At 65.7% G+C, this 16302-nt stretch carries 16 protein-coding genes; 9 read left to right on the plus strand and 7 right to left on the minus strand.

The window, feature by feature from the left end:
* Positions 1-41 precede the first annotated feature (41 nt).
* Positions 42-977 (plus strand): L-threonylcarbamoyladenylate synthase, encoded by a 936-nt coding sequence (locus tag ABMC89_RS08400; protein WP_349567138.1) that lies wholly within the window; start codon positions 42-44, stop codon positions 975-977.
* On the opposite strand, the gene ABMC89_RS08405 is transcribed toward ABMC89_RS08400, so the two are convergent.
* Positions 974-1528: a YqgE/AlgH family protein gene (locus tag ABMC89_RS08405; protein WP_500812330.1), complete on the minus strand. Its 555-nt coding sequence runs from the start codon at positions 1526-1528 to the stop codon at positions 974-976. The genes ABMC89_RS08400 and ABMC89_RS08405 overlap by 4 nt on opposite strands.
* A 126-nt stretch (positions 1529-1654) precedes the next feature.
* Between ABMC89_RS08405 and ABMC89_RS08410 the strand changes: the two genes are divergently transcribed.
* On the plus strand, positions 1655-2479 hold the full coding sequence (locus ABMC89_RS08410; RefSeq protein WP_349567142.1) for a protein-disulfide reductase DsbD domain-containing protein: 825 nt from the start codon (positions 1655-1657) through the stop codon (positions 2477-2479).
* Positions 2480-2483: 4 nt separating this feature from the next.
* On the opposite strand, the gene ABMC89_RS08415 is transcribed toward ABMC89_RS08410, so the two are convergent.
* The 5 genes from ABMC89_RS08415 to ABMC89_RS08435 all read right to left on the minus strand — a co-directional run bounded on the left by ABMC89_RS08415 (position 2484) and on the right by ABMC89_RS08435 (position 9636).
* Positions 2484-6131 (minus strand): efflux RND transporter permease subunit, encoded by a 3648-nt coding sequence (locus ABMC89_RS08415; RefSeq protein ID WP_349567144.1) that lies wholly within the window; start codon positions 6129-6131, stop codon positions 2484-2486.
* 3 nt (positions 6132-6134) lie between these two features.
* Positions 6135-7589, minus strand: a complete 1455-nt coding sequence (locus ABMC89_RS08420; RefSeq protein ID WP_349567146.1) for an efflux RND transporter periplasmic adaptor subunit — start codon at positions 7587-7589, stop codon at positions 6135-6137.
* A gap of 122 nt (positions 7590-7711) precedes the next feature.
* On the minus strand, positions 7712-8254 hold the full coding sequence (gene moaB / locus ABMC89_RS08425; protein WP_349567148.1) for a molybdenum cofactor biosynthesis protein B: 543 nt from the start codon (positions 8252-8254) through the stop codon (positions 7712-7714).
* A gap of 3 nt (positions 8255-8257) precedes the next feature.
* Entirely contained in the window at positions 8258-8863 is a 606-nt protein-coding gene (locus ABMC89_RS08430) for a LysE family translocator (protein ID WP_349567150.1), read from the minus strand.
* Positions 8860-9636, minus strand: coding sequence for a uracil-DNA glycosylase (locus ABMC89_RS08435; protein WP_349567152.1), 777 nt, complete (start codon positions 9634-9636; stop codon positions 8860-8862). The genes ABMC89_RS08430 and ABMC89_RS08435 overlap by 4 nt, the downstream gene beginning before the upstream one ends.
* Positions 9637-9733: 97 nt before the next feature.
* On the opposite strand from ABMC89_RS08435, the gene ABMC89_RS08440 reads away from it, so the two are divergent.
* The 7 genes from ABMC89_RS08440 to ABMC89_RS08470 all read left to right on the plus strand — a co-directional run bounded on the left by ABMC89_RS08440 (position 9734) and on the right by ABMC89_RS08470 (position 14862).
* Complete coding sequence (locus tag ABMC89_RS08440; RefSeq protein WP_349567154.1) at positions 9734-10672, plus strand: aspartate carbamoyltransferase catalytic subunit; 939 nt, start codon at positions 9734-9736, stop codon at positions 10670-10672.
* 134 nt (positions 10673-10806) lie between these two features.
* The gene (locus tag ABMC89_RS08445) at positions 10807-11340 is read left to right on the plus strand and encodes a hypothetical protein (RefSeq protein ID WP_349567156.1); all 534 of its coding nucleotides are present in this window, start codon (positions 10807-10809) and stop codon (positions 11338-11340) included.
* A 97-nt stretch (positions 11341-11437) separates the two neighbouring features.
* A complete protein-coding gene (locus ABMC89_RS08450) occupies positions 11438-11881 on the plus strand; it encodes a hypothetical protein (RefSeq protein WP_349567158.1) in 444 nt (147 codons plus the stop codon).
* Between the two features lie 85 nt (positions 11882-11966).
* Positions 11967-13241 carry a dihydroorotase gene (gene pyrC, locus ABMC89_RS08455; RefSeq protein ID WP_349567160.1) on the plus strand — a complete coding sequence of 425 codons (1275 nt, stop codon included), beginning with the start codon at positions 11967-11969 and terminating at the stop codon, positions 13239-13241.
* 15 nt (positions 13242-13256) lie between these two features.
* The gene (plsY, locus tag ABMC89_RS08460) at positions 13257-13865 is read left to right on the plus strand and encodes a glycerol-3-phosphate 1-O-acyltransferase PlsY (protein WP_349567162.1); all 609 of its coding nucleotides are present in this window, start codon (positions 13257-13259) and stop codon (positions 13863-13865) included.
* Positions 13862-14131, plus strand: coding sequence for a hypothetical protein (locus ABMC89_RS08465; RefSeq protein WP_349567164.1), 270 nt, complete (start codon positions 13862-13864; stop codon positions 14129-14131). The genes plsY and ABMC89_RS08465 overlap by 4 nt, the downstream gene beginning before the upstream one ends.
* Before the next feature lie 134 nt (positions 14132-14265).
* On the plus strand, positions 14266-14862 hold the full coding sequence (locus ABMC89_RS08470; RefSeq protein WP_349567166.1) for a DUF805 domain-containing protein: 597 nt from the start codon (positions 14266-14268) through the stop codon (positions 14860-14862).
* 22 nt (positions 14863-14884) lie between these two features.
* On the opposite strand, the gene ABMC89_RS08475 is transcribed toward ABMC89_RS08470, so the two are convergent.
* Entirely contained in the window at positions 14885-16255 is a 1371-nt protein-coding gene (locus tag ABMC89_RS08475; RefSeq protein ID WP_349567168.1) for a glutamate--cysteine ligase, read from the minus strand.
* Positions 16256-16302: the final 47 nt, after the last annotated feature.

Below are 16302 nucleotides of genomic sequence, written 5' to 3' on the forward strand. Positions count from 1 at the left end.
CGCAACCACCACGCTACGTAAAAGCCGCAGGGCGCAGCCCCGTGCGGACTGAACGGCTGCGCAACGATCCGGCGGGGATCGCCGTCGCGGCGGAGCTGCTGCGCGCGGGATCGCTGGTCGCCTTCGCGACCGAGACGGTCTACGGCCTTGGCGCGGATGCCCGTCACGGTGAAGCGGTCGCGCGCATTTACGAGGCGAAGGGGCGTCCGAGCTTCAATCCGCTGATCGTACATCTGCGCGGGCTTGCGCAGGCGCGGGAGCTGACCGAAATGCCCGAAACGGCGCTGAGGCTGGCCGAAGCCTTCTGGCCCGGTCCGCTGACGCTGGTTTTGCCGTTGAAAGACGGACACGGTCTGTCACCGCTGGTGACGGCGGGTCTGCCCACCGTGGCGCTGCGCGTGCCCGCGCAGAAGGATGCGCAGGCGCTTCTGGCGGCGTTCGGCGGGCCGGTGGCCGCGCCGTCGGCGAACCCTTCGGGCCGGATCAGCCCGACCACCGCCGCGCATGTGCTGGCGGGGCTGGACGGGCGGATCGCGGCCGTGCTGGACGCGGGCCCCTGCACGGTCGGCCTTGAAAGCACGATCATCGGTTTCGAGGGCGACCGCGCCATCCTGCTGCGCGCCGGTGGCCTTCCGGTCGAGGCGCTGACCGACGTGCTGGGCCATGTGCCCGCGCCCGCCACCGCCGACACGATCACCGCGCCGGGGCAGCTGGGGTCGCATTACGCTCCGCGCGCGCAGGTGCGGCTGGGCGCGACCGATGCACGCGGCAGTGAGGTTCTGTTGGGCTTCGGTCCGGTGGCGGGCGATCTGTCGCTGTCGCCCTCCGGCGATCTGGTGGAGGCGGCCGCCTGCCTGTTCGAGCGGCTCCACGAACTTGATGCGCTGGGGCGTCCCATCGCCGTCGCAGCGGTGCCTGAAACCGGTCTGGGCGTGGCGATCAATGACCGGCTGCGCCGCGCCGCGGCGCCGCGCTAGGCCCGCCCGGCAGCGCCAGACAGGCTGACCGGATCAATCCCGATGCTGGCCAGCGCCGCATCCCATTTCCGGTCGTTCGACGTGGCAAAGACCAGATCCTGCGTTGGCGTCGCGGTCAGCCAGCCGTTTTCGGCGATCTCGCCCTCAAGCTGCCCCGCACCCCAACCGGCATAGCCCAGCGCAAAGAGATAGCGGTCGGGGCCCTTCCCCTGCGCGATCCGTTCAAGGATATCCTGCGTCGCGGTCAGCGCGAAACCACCGGGAATCACCAGCGGCTCGATCACGTCGGGAAAGTCGCTGTCGTGCAGGAAAAAACCGCGCTCGGTCTCCACGGGGCCGCCGATGTGGATCGTCCCGCCGGTGTGTTCCTTGCGGCCCGCGATATCGAGCCGGTCGAGCACCTCGGAAAAGCGCATCCCGGTCACCGGCTTGTTCAGGGTCAGCCCCATGGCCCCGTCGCTGTCGTGGCTGCACACCAGCACGACCGACCGCATGAAGCGCGGGTCAGTCATGCCGGGCATCGCAATCAGAAGCTGTCCTGTCAGATCCATATCGTCCCCGCGTCGGTCAGACCCGTACCCTGCCCGTCCGCTGAACAAGGCGCAAGGCGCATGCGGTAACACGGGTTGACCTAAGTGTGACTTGGCAACCGCCGCGCAAACTCGCAGAAAGGGCGCATGATGTACCCTACCCTACGCCTTCTCCCTGCCGCACTGGCCCTCGGCCTGTCCGCTCTTTTTACACCGGCGACCGCGCAGGACGCCTCCGGCGGACCCGTGACCGCAGACCTGATCGAAGGATGGCAGATGCCCGACGGCAGCCGCATTGACGCGCTGCGCCTGCAACTGGCACCGGGGTGGAAGACCTACTGGCGCGCGCCCGGCGATGCGGGCATTCCACCCAGTTTCGACTGGAGCGGGTCGCGCAACCTCAAAGCGGTCAGCGTGCTGTGGCCGACACCGAAAGTCTTCGACCAGAACGGCATGACCTCGATCGGCTATACCGGTCAGGTGATCCTGCCCCTTGCGGTCGTGACCCGTGGCAAGGGACCTGCGGTCGACGTGAACCTGACGCTCGATATCGGAGTGTGCAGCGACATCTGCGTGCCCGAACGGCTGGAACTCTCGGGCACGCTGGACAGCACGGGCAGCAAACCCGTCCCCGCCATCGCAGCGGCACTGGCCGAGCGCCCCTTCACCGCCCGCGAGGCAGGCGCGCGGGGCGTCACCTGCACGCTGGAACCCACCGACCGCGGATTGAAGATCACCGCGACGCTGTCCCTGCCCCACAGTGGCGGCACCGAACATGTGGTGATCGAAGCCGGTCGCCCCGATGTCTGGGTGTCCGAAGCCGAAAGCAGCCGCAGCGGGAACACGCTGACGGCCACGGCAGAGATGATCGCCAACGGTGGCGGTCTCTTGTCGCTCGACCGCTCCGCGATCCGGTTCACGGTGCTCGGCAAGTCCCACGCTGTCGATCTGCACGGATGTACCGCAGGATAACGGATCAGGTCGCGCGCCGGCGCAGCAGCATCGCCAGCGCGCCCACGATATATCCCGCAATCGCCATGACCGCGACACCACCCACGAACAGCGCGAGCGCTGCGGCCATCGGGGACAAGCCGCCGAGCATCGGCAAGGCCCTCGCCAGCGCGGGGTAAAGTGTTCCCTGCCACATCACGTGGCCCAGCGTCAGCGCCGCCCAGACCAGCGTCACGCTCCACAAGAACACCAGCCCCATGCGCAGCGCCGTCACCCGCGTCCGCAGGCCGCGCCGCATGGCCACGATCTGGCGGGCGACATCGTGCTGAACCGCGACCAGCGCGGGCACAACCAGCAAAACCAGCAACATCCCGAAGCCGAGGCCATAGACCAGCGTGATGATCGTGGGTTTGAGAAATTGCGCCTGCTGGCTGCGCTCGAACAAAAGCGGCGCCATGCCCAGAACTGTCGTCAGCGTCGTCAGCATCACCGGCCGCAGGCGATCAGCTGCGCCGTCGATGATCGACGGGATCAACCCGCGCTCGGCTGCATATTCGTCGATCGTCGTCACCAGAACGATGCTGTCGTTGATGATGATACCGGTCATCCCCAGAAGGCCCACAACCGTGAACATGCTGAGCGGCACATCCCAGACGTAATGGCCGTAAATCGTGCCCACCAGACCGAAGGGAATGATCGCCATGACAACCAAAGGGCGTGTCCAGCTGCCAAAGACCCAGGCCAGCACGAGGAAAATCCCGGTGAGACACAGGATCAGCCCGGTCAACGCATCGGTCAGGAACTGGTCTTCCTGCTCGCTCAGGCCCGCAAGGCGGAATTCGACCTGCTGTTCGGACGCGATGCGCGGCAGGATGTCTTCGGCCAGCGCTGTGTTGATCTCGCTCGCCCGTGCGGCGTCGTCTTCGGAAATATCGCCCGTGACCGAAATCAACCGGATCCCGTTCTCGCGCCGCACGGTGTTGAAGCCGGTGCGCTGCTCGACGCTCACAATATCGCCCAGCGCGACATATTCGCCTGCGGGCGTGCGCATCTGCGTCCGGTCGAGGAAATCCGCCGTCAGCTCGCCCTCGGGTAGTTCGACGCGGATCGCGGCAGAGCGTGGCCCCTCGGGATAGGTCGCCGCCTCGATCCCGCCCAGACGGTTGCGCAGAACCCGCCCCAGCGCGTCGATGGTAAAGCCCAGCGCCAGCCCCTGCGGCGTCAGGTCGAGGATCAGCTCTTCCTTGTCATAGGCGAGGTTGTCCTGAACCGCGCTGACCTCGGGGTATTGCAGCAGCGCGGTCTGCAACGCTTCGGAGGCGGATTTCAGGGTCTGCGTATTGGCGCCGTAGAACTGGACATCCAGCGCATCGCCCCCCGGCCCCGACCGCCAGCCCCTGAAGCTGACCTGCTCGGCCAGCGGATGCTGCACGACCTCTTCCTGCAAATCCGCGACGAAGGCAAAGCTTGAATAGGGGCGCAGATCGGCATCGATAAGCTCGATCGAGATACCGCCGAGCAGGTCGGGGTCCTTGCCGTCCGCCGCGTCCAGACCGCGCCCGGAATTACCGCCGATCTGCGCGATGACGTAATCAAGCGGGTTCGCGCCATGTTCGGCTTCGAGCCGCGCGGCGACGGCTTCGGTCGCGCGCTGCATCTCGCGCATCATGGCAAGGGTATCGGCGCGGGTCGCACCTTCGGCCATGATGAAGTTGCCGGTGACCGATCCGCGTTCGGGCGCGTTGAAGAAACGCCATTGCACGTCGCCACGGATGAACAGCGCCGCCTGCGAGGCCAGCACAACCAGCACACCGGCCAGCACCACGTAGCGCGCGGCAATCACGCCGGCCATGAAGGGCCGGAAGACTCGTTCGCGCATGGCAACGAAGCCGCGGTTGATCACGTAGGACGGTGTATCGATCCCGTGGGTGCCGACAGACCGGACCAGCCGGTCGAGCCTGCCCGCGTTCAGCGCGATCACGGCAGCGATCACCGCGACAGGCACCAGCGCCAGCAGATGCCACCGCCCCTGCGCCATCGGCATGATCGTGGTCACATCGCCGCCGGTGATGCTGAAATAGGCGTAGAGTGCGGCAAACAGGGCCGCGAGGCTCAGCACCGTTGCGACGGCGGCGGCGGCCAGCAGGCCGACGACCAGCTTGACGCCCGAGTACCGGTCCTTTTCCGCGCCCCGCGCGAGGGCGTGGTTCATGTGGTGCGGCAGGATCAGGAAACATTCGATCAGCGAGGCGATGAGCACCGCGATCACGGTGAACGGAATGTCGCGGATCAGATCGCCGAAACGGCCCCCCACCGCCACCAGCCCGAAGAACGCGATGACCGTGGTCAGCGTTGCCGCGAAAACCGGCATCGCCATGCGCTGCGCCGCCCCCTCGGCGGCCTCCGCCGGCGTCAGCCCACCGGACCGGTAGAGGTGGTCGGCGTGTTCGCCCACCACGATGGCATCATCCACCACGATCCCCAGCGTGATGATGAGACCGAAGAGCGAGATCATGTTGATCGTCAGGCCGCCCAGATACATGAACGCGATGGCCGCGCCCATCGCGACCGGGATGCCCGCCGCCACCCAGAAGGCCGTGCGCGCGTTCAGGAACAGAAACAACAGGCCGACCACCAGCCCCAGGCCCATTAGGCCGTTGTCGATCAGCAGATCGAGACGCCCGGTGATGGCTTCGGCGCGGGTTCGGATTAACTCGGCCGTCACGGTAGACGGCAAGGTCGCGGCCAGTTCCGCCGCAACCCGTTCGACGCTTTTCTGGATGCCGATGGCATCGCCCCTGTCCGACCGGTCGACACGCACCGACATGGCCGGATCGTCGCCGACAAAGAACTGCTGCTCGCGGTCGACGCCTTCGCTGCGCACAGTGGCCACATCGCCGATCCTGAGCTTCGAGCCGTCAGGATTGGACCGCAGGGCGATATCCGCGATCTGCTGCGCGCTCCGCTTCGCGGTGCCGGTCCGCACACGGGTGTTGGCGCCCGCCACGTCCCCCGCGGGGTCCGCATCGACCTCCGACGCGATCGCCTGCGCGATTTCGGCCATCGTGATGTCATTGGCGATCAGTTTGGCCGACGGCACCTCGACCAGTGTCTGCGGGGCCGCGACACCCTGGATCGTGGTCCGCGTCACCCCCGCCGCAAACAGGCGGGTCACGAATTCATCGGCAAACCGGCCCAGCTGCTCGGGGGCGACCGGCCCCGTGATGACCACATCGGTCACGCGGTCCCGCCACGCACCGCGCCGCACGACCGGGTCTTCGGCCTCTTCCGGCAGGGTAGAGATCGCATCGACCGCGCCCTGCACATCGTTGGCCGCGCGCGCCATGTCCCAGCCCGGCTCGAACTCCAGCGTGATCAGCGACCGCCCCTCCCGCGAGGTGCTGGAAGAGCTTTCGACCCCCTCAAGGCCCAGAAGCGCGGTTTCGAGCACTTGGCTGATGGCCTCGTCCACATCCTCGGCGCCGGCACCGTCCCAGACGGTGGTGACGGCCACATTATCGAGGATCACATCAGGGAAAAACTGCGCCCGCATGTTCGGCGCTGCCGCGATACCGGCGACCAGCATCAGAACCAAAAGCAGGTTCGCAATCGTTCGGTGGCGGGTAAAGTAGGACAGGATGCCCTTTGCTCCCTGCGGGATTGCGCGGGCCATCCCCTAGCCTCCCATCCGGCTTTCGATGCGCGCGACCATCTGCGCGGGCACCTGCGGTTCGGCCAGACGGGCCAGCACCCGCGCCTTTGCCTCTTGCGGCATCCGGTCATTCGCCTCGACAAAAGCCACGAGCCGTGCGCGGCGTTCCTCCGTCAGTTCCAGCATTTCGGGGCCGGTGGCAGGATCGGGATCCGTCCCGCGCAGGGGGCGCACCGCGATGCCCGCCCCCAGAAGTGGCGAGCGCGCCTCGACCACCTCGCGCCCGTCGATCGGGCCGCGCACCAGCACGTCATCGCCCTGCCGGCGCAGAACCTCGACCCGCGCTTCTTCCAGCCGGTCGTCGGCGCCGAGGACAAGAAGCAACCCTTCGGCATCCACCGCCGAGGCCGGCAGCCGGATCACATCGTCCAGCGTGGGTTCGCGCACGCGCACGGTGACGAAATCACCGGGACGGAATCCGGGTGCAGTCTCCAAAGCGGCGAATACCAGACGGCCGGTCTGGCCCGCGCCGGTTGCCGCCGAGGTCCGGGTGATGCGCCCAGTGGCCGCCAGATCGACGCCCGCCACATCCAGCGTGACCGAGACCGGGGCGGCGATGATCGCGCCTTGGGCATCCAGTAGCCGCGCGTATTGCGCGGTCGACAACCGGAACGACACCTCCAGATCGGTGGGGTCGATCAGATCGGCAAGCCTTTCGTTCGGGCTGACCAGACGCCCCTCGATCACCGTGGGATCACTGATGGTGCCGTCGAAAGGGGCCGCGATGACCAGATCATCAAGGCTACGCTGCGCCTCGGCAAGGGCGATTTCGGCGCGGGCCTGACGGGTTGCCGCCTGATCGATCCGCGCTTCGGCCTGCGTCAGCGCCTGACGGCGCGCCAGAACCGCCTGACGCGCCGCAGCGACGGCAAGTTCGGCGGTTTCGGTCGCGGCCGTGGTGCCCACGCCGCGCTCTGCCAGATCGCGCTGGCGCTCCAGCGCACGCTCGCGCAGGTCCGCCTGATCCTCGCCCGCGCGCAACTCGTCTTGCGCCAGATCCAGTGCGCGGGCCGCATCACGCACTTCTGCCTCTGCATCCGCCAGATCGTTTTCGGCACGCGAAACGGCGGCCTGCGCATCCGCCGGATCGATCCGCACCAGAACCTCGCCCCTTGCCACTTCACCGCCGTCCTCGAAGCCATCTGCAAGGGCAATCACACGTCCCGCACCGGCGGCGCGCAGCTCAAGCGTCCGGCGGCTGGCGATTTCACCGAAGCTTTCTAGGATGGGCGTTTCGGCAGCGGGCGTGGCGGTGACCACGTTTACCGCGAACACACGTTCGCGCGCCGGCGGCGCATCGGGTTCGTCCGCCATGCGGGTCTGTACCGCGCCACCGACAAGCTGAACCGCCCAGAGCAACAGCCCCAGCGAAACCGCCGCCAGAAAAAAGCCGATGATGGTCTGCCTCAGAAAGCGCATTCGACTACCAATTTCACTGTCCTCTTCGGGAGATAGCTCGGGCCGGGGCAAGGCCCACGCAAGTATATACGAAAGCTGTGCGCGATTCCGTCACTCTTGCGTGAGAAAAATGCGTCCCTGCGTCATTTTCTGCGGTGATGTTCGTCCAGACGGGGCAAAATCTCAACGAAATTGCAGGGGCGGTGACGGTAATCGAGCTGCTTTTCCAGAATTTCGTCCCACGCGTCCTTGCAGGCGCCGGGGCTGCCGGGGAGTGCGAACATATAGGTGCCATTGGCAACGCCGCCCGTGGCGCGCGACTGCACCGCAGAGGTTCCGATCTTGCCCATGGAAACGATGGTGAACACCGTGCCGAAGGCATCGATTTCCTTCTCGTAGACGTCGCGGTGCGCCTCGACCGTGACATCGCGGCCGGTCAGGCCGGTGCCGCCGGTCGAGATCACCACATCCACGCTGTCGTCCGCGCACCACGCGCGCAACTGCGCCGCGATCTCGCTGCGTTCGTCACGCAGGATCTTGCGGTCTGCCAGCTGGTGTCCGGCCCCTTCGAGGCGCGCAACCAAAGTGTCGCCCGACCGGTCCTGCGACAGATCGCGGCTGTCCGAGACTGTCAGAACGGCAATCCGGACCGGAATGAATGGCTTGTCTTCGTCGATCGTGCTCATCGCTTACTCCATTACCGCAAGGCGCAGCGCCAGTGCTGCATAGATCGTCCCCGTGACATAGCCCAACACATCGCTTTGGCGCACCAGCGTGCGGCCCAGCGTTCCGGCGTAGGATCCCACAAGGCCGTTCACGACCAGCCCGCCCAGCGCGATCATGATGCCGTAGGTCAGAAACTGGAGGAACACCGGGCCCGCATCGGGGCTGACAAATTGAGGTATGAATGCAAGAACGAACCAGATCACCTTGAAATTACTCAGATTAGTGAAGAGGCCCGTCCAGAAGGCACGCTGCGCGCTCATGCCCGGCGCACTGGCCTTGAGCCGTCCGCCCTGAAAGGCCCGCACCGCGAGATAGAGCAGATAGGCCACGCCGATCCACCGGATGATATCGAAAGCCTGCGGTATCGCGGCGATCACGGCGCCCAGCCCCAGACCTGCAATCGTGACGTGGATCAGCCCCCCTGTGCTGACACCCGCACTGGCCGCCCAGGCCGCGCGCGGGCCGCTGCGCAGCCCCTGCGCGAGGCAGAGCATCATGTCCGGTCCGGGCGTGACGTTGAGGGCAAGGGCGGCAGGCACGAAGGCCAGCAGCAAGGTCGGGTCGATCACTTGTCCACAGCCTCTCTGAGGGTGAGAAGATCGGCCCAAGCCTCTCTTTTCGCGGCAGGATTGCGCAGCAGGTAAGCGGGGTGGAACATCGGCAGCGCAGGTTTATCCACAACCTTTTCCCAGCCCCCGCGCAGCCGCGTGATGCCGCGTTTGCCCAGAAGCGCCTGACAGGCCCAATTTCCCATCATCACCAGAACCTTGGGATCCGCCAGTTCGATATGGCGCAGCAGAAACGGTTTGAGCATCGCGATTTCCTCGGGTTTGGGATCGCGGTTCTGCGGGGGGCGCCACGGCAGCGTGTTGGTAATGTAGATCGGCGCGTCTTCGCGGGTCCGGCCCATGTCGAGCGCCGCGAACATCCGGTCCAGCAACTGGCCCGCAGTGCCGACAAACGGCTTGCCCTGACGGTCTTCCTCACGGCCCGGTGCCTCGCCCACGATCATCACGGGGGCCCCTGCGATACCGTCGCTGAACACCAGATTGCGCGCGCCGCGCTTGAGATCGCAATGTTCGAACCCCTCGATCGCGGCCCGCAGGTCATCCAGCGTGCGCGCAGCCGACGCCGCCGCCTGCGCCTCGGCCACCGGGTCGGCTTCGGCGCGCAGCGCAGGCGCGGCAGGCCCCCGGGCCGGGGCGGAGGCCGCCTCGGGCTTGGCGATCTTTTCCGGCAAATCGTAGCGATTAACGGGCAGATCGACGATACATTCGTCCGCGCCCAGCTCTATCTGCCATTCCAGCATGGCCCGCGCCGTGTGATGATCGAGTGATTCCATGACCGGACCTTACGCCGCTTGACCTGCAACCGGAATGGCCTGCGCTTGCCCGCCTTCCATTGCGCGCCTATAACGCTTTAAACAGACGAGGTTGCCCATGTCGTTCGCCCACCGCCACCTTCTTGGCATAGAGCCTCTGCACCCCGGCGACATCACCGCCCTTCTTGATCTGGCGGACGAATACGCCGCCCTGAACCGGCAGCCCAACAAACACGCCGACGCGCTGGCGGGCCTGACCCAGATCAATATGTTCTTCGAGAATTCGACGCGCACGCAGGCCAGTTTCGAGATCGCGGGCAAGCGTCTGGGGGCGGATGTGATGAACATGGCGATGCAGGCGTCGTCGATCAAGAAAGGCGAGACGCTGATCGACACCGCCATGACGTTAAACGCGATGCACCCCGATCTTCTGGTGGTGCGCCATCCCCAGTCGGGCGCGGTCGACCTCTTGGCGCAGAAGGTGAATTGCGCCGTTCTGAACGCGGGCGACGGGCGGCACGAACATCCCACGCAGGCACTGCTGGACGCGCTGACGATCCGGCGCAAGAAGGGCCGTCTGCACCGGCTTTCCATCGCGATCTGCGGCGATATTGCCCACAGTCGCGTGGCCCGCTCGAACATCATCCTTCTGGGCAAGATGGAGAATCGCGTGCGCCTGATCGGGCCGCCGACGCTGATGCCCGCGCAGATCGCGGACCTCGGCGTCGAGGTCTACGATAACATGCACGAAGGCTTGCAAGACGTTGATGTCGTGATGATGCTGCGCCTGCAAAAGGAACGGATGGACGGCGGTTTCATCCCAAGCGAGCGCGAATATTACCACCGCTACGGGCTGGATGCCGAAAAACTGTCGCACGCAAAGGAAGACGCCATCGTGATGCATCCCGGCCCGATGAACCGCGGGGTCGAGATTGACGGCACGCTGGCGGACGACATCAACCGCAGCGTCATCCAGGATCAGGTTGAAATGGGCGTGGCTGTCCGGATGGCCGCGATGGATCTGCTGGCGCGCAACCGGCGCTCTGCTGCCGCATGAGCGCAACGGGCGCAGGGCAAATCGCGGCGGACCGGAACGAAACGCGCGGCCTGCGCCTTGTCTCCCTGTAGGTGGGCGGTGAAAATGCGCAGTAGCGTCGGGCGTGACGCGTGAACAAGGCGAAGGATGCGAAGATGGCGAAAATTGAAATTCCGCAGCAGGAACTGGGCGTTGTGCGCGTCTTTGCAATCTCGAAGCCGATCCCCGACATGTCGCGCCAGATCGCGTCTGGAGGTAAATCCGCCGTCGCCAGCGACCTTCTGGGGCACGGGGTCGACGAACGCGACATCGAGCTTTTCGCGATCAGCGATCTGGCGGGAATGGGCCTTGCCGCCTATCTCGCCGAAGGGTACGGCATCCCGCGCGAAGCGCTTGGCGCGGATCGCGGGCGTCTGGATGGGCTGGACGGCTATGTGCTGCTGCTGCATTCGTCTGTCGCGCGGGACGGCGCGGTCACGGTGACACCCGATCCTGCGCTTACCCTGATCGGAACCTACGCGGAGCCCACGCGCAGCCGCGCGGCGGCGCCGATCCGGACCGAGGCCGCACGGCCCCACTCCGCCGAGACGGCAACGCCCACGCGTCCGGTGAAATCGCGCCTCGGCAGCGTTCTGGGGCTGGTGATGCTCGCGATTGTCCTTCTTGTTCTCTGGCTGGTGCTGACATGAAAGAACCCAAACCCGATCCGAAAATGTCGGGCAGAATCGCAACGATCGCCCTGCTGGTCATCTTCGCCGTGGCGTTTGGCATGATCTGGCTGGCCGGATGAACGTGCCTCTGGCCGCCTGGCGTCCTTCGCTCTCTGTCTATGTCAAACACGTCGCACTTGTCGGTGTCGCGACGCTGGCGGTGATGGCGGCGGCGGGATGGGCCATCGGGGTTGCGACGGGCTACTGGCAGGCGCTTTACGCGGGGCCGGCCATGGCTCTGGTCTATTTCGTGCTCTTCGACGATCCGCTCAGGTGGCGATCCATCCGCCAGACCCGCTGGCAGCTGACGACCGAAACGCTCACCCACGGGTTCCCCGACGGAGAAGAGAGCATCCCGCTGGCCGATGTGGTCGATGTGCGCAGCCGTCTTGGCCACAGCGTTGTGGCGTTCCTGCGCGGCGGGATGCGCGTCAGGATCAGCTATGTCGAGGATCCCTCTGAAATCGCCGCGCAAATCCTCAGGGCGCGCGACAGGGCCGTGGCCGGACCCGTGGCATGACAGGGCAGCGGTGGCAGCGGGTCGACATTGACGCAGGGGCCAAAAACCGTCACCTCCTAGCCAGGTTCAGTAAGGATGTGTTCCCATGACGCTGCATTTCATCAACGCCCAGCTGATCGATCCAGAGGCCGGAACGCTGAGCGAAGGGTCCGTCACGGTCGAGGCAGGCCAGATCACCGCCGTTACGCAGGGCAACATTGCCAACCCCAAGGGTCAGATCGTGGATTGCGGCGGACAGTACCTCGCCCCCGGCATGGTCGATCTGGGCGTGAAAGTCTGCGAGCCGGGCGAGCGGCACAAGGAAAGCTTCCGCTCCGCCGGGCTGGCTGCCGCGCGCGGGGGGGTCACCACGATGGTCACCCGCCCCGATACGACACCCGCCATCGACAGCCCCGAAACGCTTGAATTCGTGACCCGCCGCGCGAACGAGGCGTCGCCTGTGCAGGTCCTGCCCATGGCCGCGCTGACCAAGGGCCGCGAGGGCCGCGAGATGACCGAGATCGGATTCCTGATGGACGCGGGCGCGGTGGCTTTCACCGACTGCGATCACGTCGTCAGCGACACGAAGGTGTTTCAGCGCGCGCTGACCTATGCGCGCAGTCTGGGCGCGCTGGTGATCGCGCATGTGCAGGAACCGATCCTGAGCGCGGGCGCGGTTGCCACATCTGGAAAATTCGCCTCCCTGCGCGGGTTGCCTGCCGTGTCACCGATGGCCGAGCGTATGGCGCTGGACCGCGACATGGTATTGGTCGAAATGACCGGCGCGCGCTATCACGCCGACCAGATCACCACCGCCCGTGCCCTGCCCGCACTGAAGCGGGCAAAGGCAAACGGGCTGGATGTGACCGCCGGTGTTGGCATCCACCACCTGACGCTCAATGCGCTGGACGTCGCGGATTACCGCACGTTCTTCAAGCTCAAGCCGCCCCTGCGGGACGAGGAGGACCGCATCGCGATGGTCGAGGCGGTGGCCTCCGGTCTGATCGACGTGATCTCCTCCATGCACACGCCGCAGGACGAGGAAAGCAAACGCCTGCCCTTCGAGGAGGCGGCCTCGGGTGCGGTCGGGCTCGAGACGCTTCTGCCAGCGGCGCTGCGCCTGTGGCACGCCGAGATGATCGACCTGCCGCAGCTGTGGCGTGCGCTGTCTTTCAACCCGGCGCGGCGGCTCGGACTGGCGTCGGGACGGTTGCAGGCGGGCGCGCCCGCCGATCTGGTGCTCTTCGACCCGAACAAGCCCTTCGTGCTCGACCGGGCCACGCTGCGGTCGAAATCGCGAAATACCCCTTTCGACGGCATGCGCCTGCAAGGTAAGGTTCTGGCGACGTATGTCGCTGGCAATTGCGTCTACGAGAACTGAAGCGAAAGGCCATCCATGCCCCTGATCGAAACATTGCTGCCGCTGCTGATCCTCTGGGCGCTTGCCGGATACCTGATCGGATCAATCCCCTTCGGCATCCTGCTGTCGCGGGCCATGGGGCTGGGCAACCTGCGAGAAATCGGATCCGGCAACATCGGGGCCACGAACGTGTTGCGCACGGGATCGAAACCCGCTGCGGCGGCGACATTGCTGCTGGACGGGGCGAAGGGGGCCGTAGCCCTCCTGCTGGCCCGGATGCTGACCGGGGAAGACGCGGCACAGCTTGCGGCGGTCGCCGCGATGCTGGGCCATTGCTATCCGGTCTGGCTTCGTTTCAAGGGCGGCAAGGGTGTCGCCACATTCCTCGGCATTCTGATCGCCTTCGCGTGGCCGGTGGGCCTCGCGGCCTGTGTCATCTGGTTGCTGGCCGCGTTTCTCAGCCGCACCTCGTCTATGGGCGGCCTCACCTCGGCGGCGGCATCGACTTTCCTGATGGTCTTTCTGGGCTTCGGCTACGGGCTGGTCATGGGCGCGCTGCTGACGCTTCTGGTGTTCTGGCGTCACCGCGCGAACATCGCGCGCCTGCGGGCCGGAACCGAACCCAAGATCGGCCAAAAGGGGTGAGACAGGCCGCACCCGACGGGTTTGCGGCCACCCTTGACGCCATTCCCGAAGGCACCAGCCGCGGACAGGCCTTTGGCCGCCTCTACCTCGTGACGCGCAGCCTGTTCAACGGGGGCAAGTCGCAAAAGCTGGTCGCCGAAGCGCTGGACGGCAGCGACTATATCAGTCTCAATTTCTATAGCCTGACCGCCGGTGACCAACTTGCCCCCTGCGAGATGCCGCACGACAAGGTCGTCCGCTTCGCACAAAGCTATCGCGCCGACTGATTGTCCCACCGATGGGGGCGACTACCCCCGAACGGGAAACACTGCGTTTCTGCAACCTCTCGCTTTCGCCACAATCCGCCCATTTCGCGGACACAGACGCGATGCAACCTCTGCGGGACAACGAGGAGACAGCAATGACCGGACCGTTCACCGCCCTTAACCTTGCCTTTGTGCGGATCTTCAACTTCTCGGGGCGTGCGTCGCGGTCGGAATTCTGGTGGGTCGCGCTGTTTGTCGGGACTTTCACCATTGCGGCGGCTGTCGTGGATCTTTTGAGCGTGTCGGCGCTCTTCGCGGCTGGCGGGCCGGAGGCACTGATCGGGCTGGGATTTTTCGATTTCTATTCGGGCCTCGTGTCGTTGATCTTCATCATCCCGATGACCAGCCTTTCGGTGCGGCGCCTGCATGACGCGGGGTTTTCCGGCTTCTGGATCCTCGCAAGCGTTGTGCCCATCGTCGGGGGATTGCTGCTGATGGTGATGTATGCCCTGCCCTCGCGCCAGACGACATCGGTACACGGGTCTCCGGCCGTGATGGCCGCTGCGGCCCCCCGCGCCGCCCAGGGGTCGCAAAAGAACCGGCAGGCCGATGCGCAAAAGCGCGCGATGCAGGGCTACGCGCTGCTGTTCGACAAGGACCAGCCCGTCACGCCGGAAATGGAAGCTGCCCGCAAGGCGGAAATCTCCGACTACTACCGCAGCCGGGTCCTGAAGCCCGCGGCGAGCGCCTGAGCGCCACGCCGCGCCGGTCGCTTCAGTAGGAGAAGTCGGCGTAGATCCGGCTCAGATCGCCGTTCCAGTCGCCGTGGTAATGTTCCAGCAGTTCGTCGGCTGGCACTTTACCGGTCTCGACACTTTCCTTCAGCGCATTGAGAAAATGCGTCTCGTCAGGGACAAGCCCCCCCGCGCCGGGGCGCGCGCGGGCCTTCAGACCCGCTTCGGAAAGGGCGACGACTTCGCGGGCAAGATCGTGCATCTTCACGCCGTTGACCTCGGCCTGAAGCGCGTCCACGGATGCGGCCACACGCAGACCTTCGCGCGTTTCGGCATCCCAGCCCTTCACAAGATCCCACGCCCCATCCAGCGCATTCTGGTCGTACATCAGCCCGACCCAGAAGGCCGGAAGCGCGCACAGACGCCGCCACGGGCCGCCATCGGCACCGCGCATCTCGATGAATTTCTTCATCCGCGCTTCCGGGAAAGCCGTTGTCAGGTGGTCGGCCCAATCGCTGAGCGTTGGCGTCTCTCCGGGCAGCGCGGGCAGTTTGCCCTGCATGAAGTCGCGGAAGGACTGGCCCAGCGCATCGATGTATTTGCCGTCGCGGTAGACAAAATACATCGGCACATCCAGCGCGTAATCAACCCACGCCTCGAAGCCGAACCCCTCGTCGAAGACGAAGGGGATCATGCCCGTGCGCGCATCGTCGAGATCGCGCCACACGCGCGAGCGCCACGATTTGTGGCCGTTCGGCTTGCCCTCGAAAAACGGGGAGTTGGCGAAAAGCGCCGTCGCAAGCGGCTGCAATGCCACGGCCACGCGCATTTTCTGCACCAGATCGGCCTCTGACCCGAAATCCAGATTGACCTGCACGGTGCAGGTGCGGCGCATCATGACGCGGCCCATGGTGCCGACCTTGGTCATGTAGTCGTTCATCAGCTTGTAGCGGCCCTTGGGCATCAGATCCATCTGATCGTGGGTCCATTCCGGCGCGGCGCCCAGACCGATGAAGCCGACGCCGATCTCGTCGGCGACGTCCTTCACCTCACGCAGGTGGGTGTTTACCTCGTCGCAGGTTTCGTGGATCGTCTCGAGCGGCGCGCCCGAGAGTTCCAGCTGCCCGCCGGGTTCGAGGCTGATGTTGGCGCCGTCCTTTTCCAGACCGATGATCTTGCCCGCTTCCTCGACCGGCGCCCAGCCATGGCGGTCGCGCAGCCCTTCCAGCATCACCCGGATGGAGCGGTCGCCTTCGTAGGGCAGCGGTTTGTGGGTGTCGCGGCAATACCCGAACTTTTCGTGTTCGGTGCCGATGCGCCAGTCTTCGCGGGGCTTGCAGCCATCGGCAAGATATTGTGCCAACTGATCAAAACTTTCGATCGGCCCGCCGCCGGATTGTGGAATGGACATGGGCAGAGGCTCCTCGGTTACGCTTGGTCCCGCAATCTAAGCGGAAT

Origin of the sequence: Sulfitobacter sp. HNIBRBA3233 (assembly GCF_040149665.1) — a bacterium.
GTDB lineage: Bacteria > Pseudomonadota > Alphaproteobacteria > Rhodobacterales > Rhodobacteraceae > Sulfitobacter > Sulfitobacter marinivivus.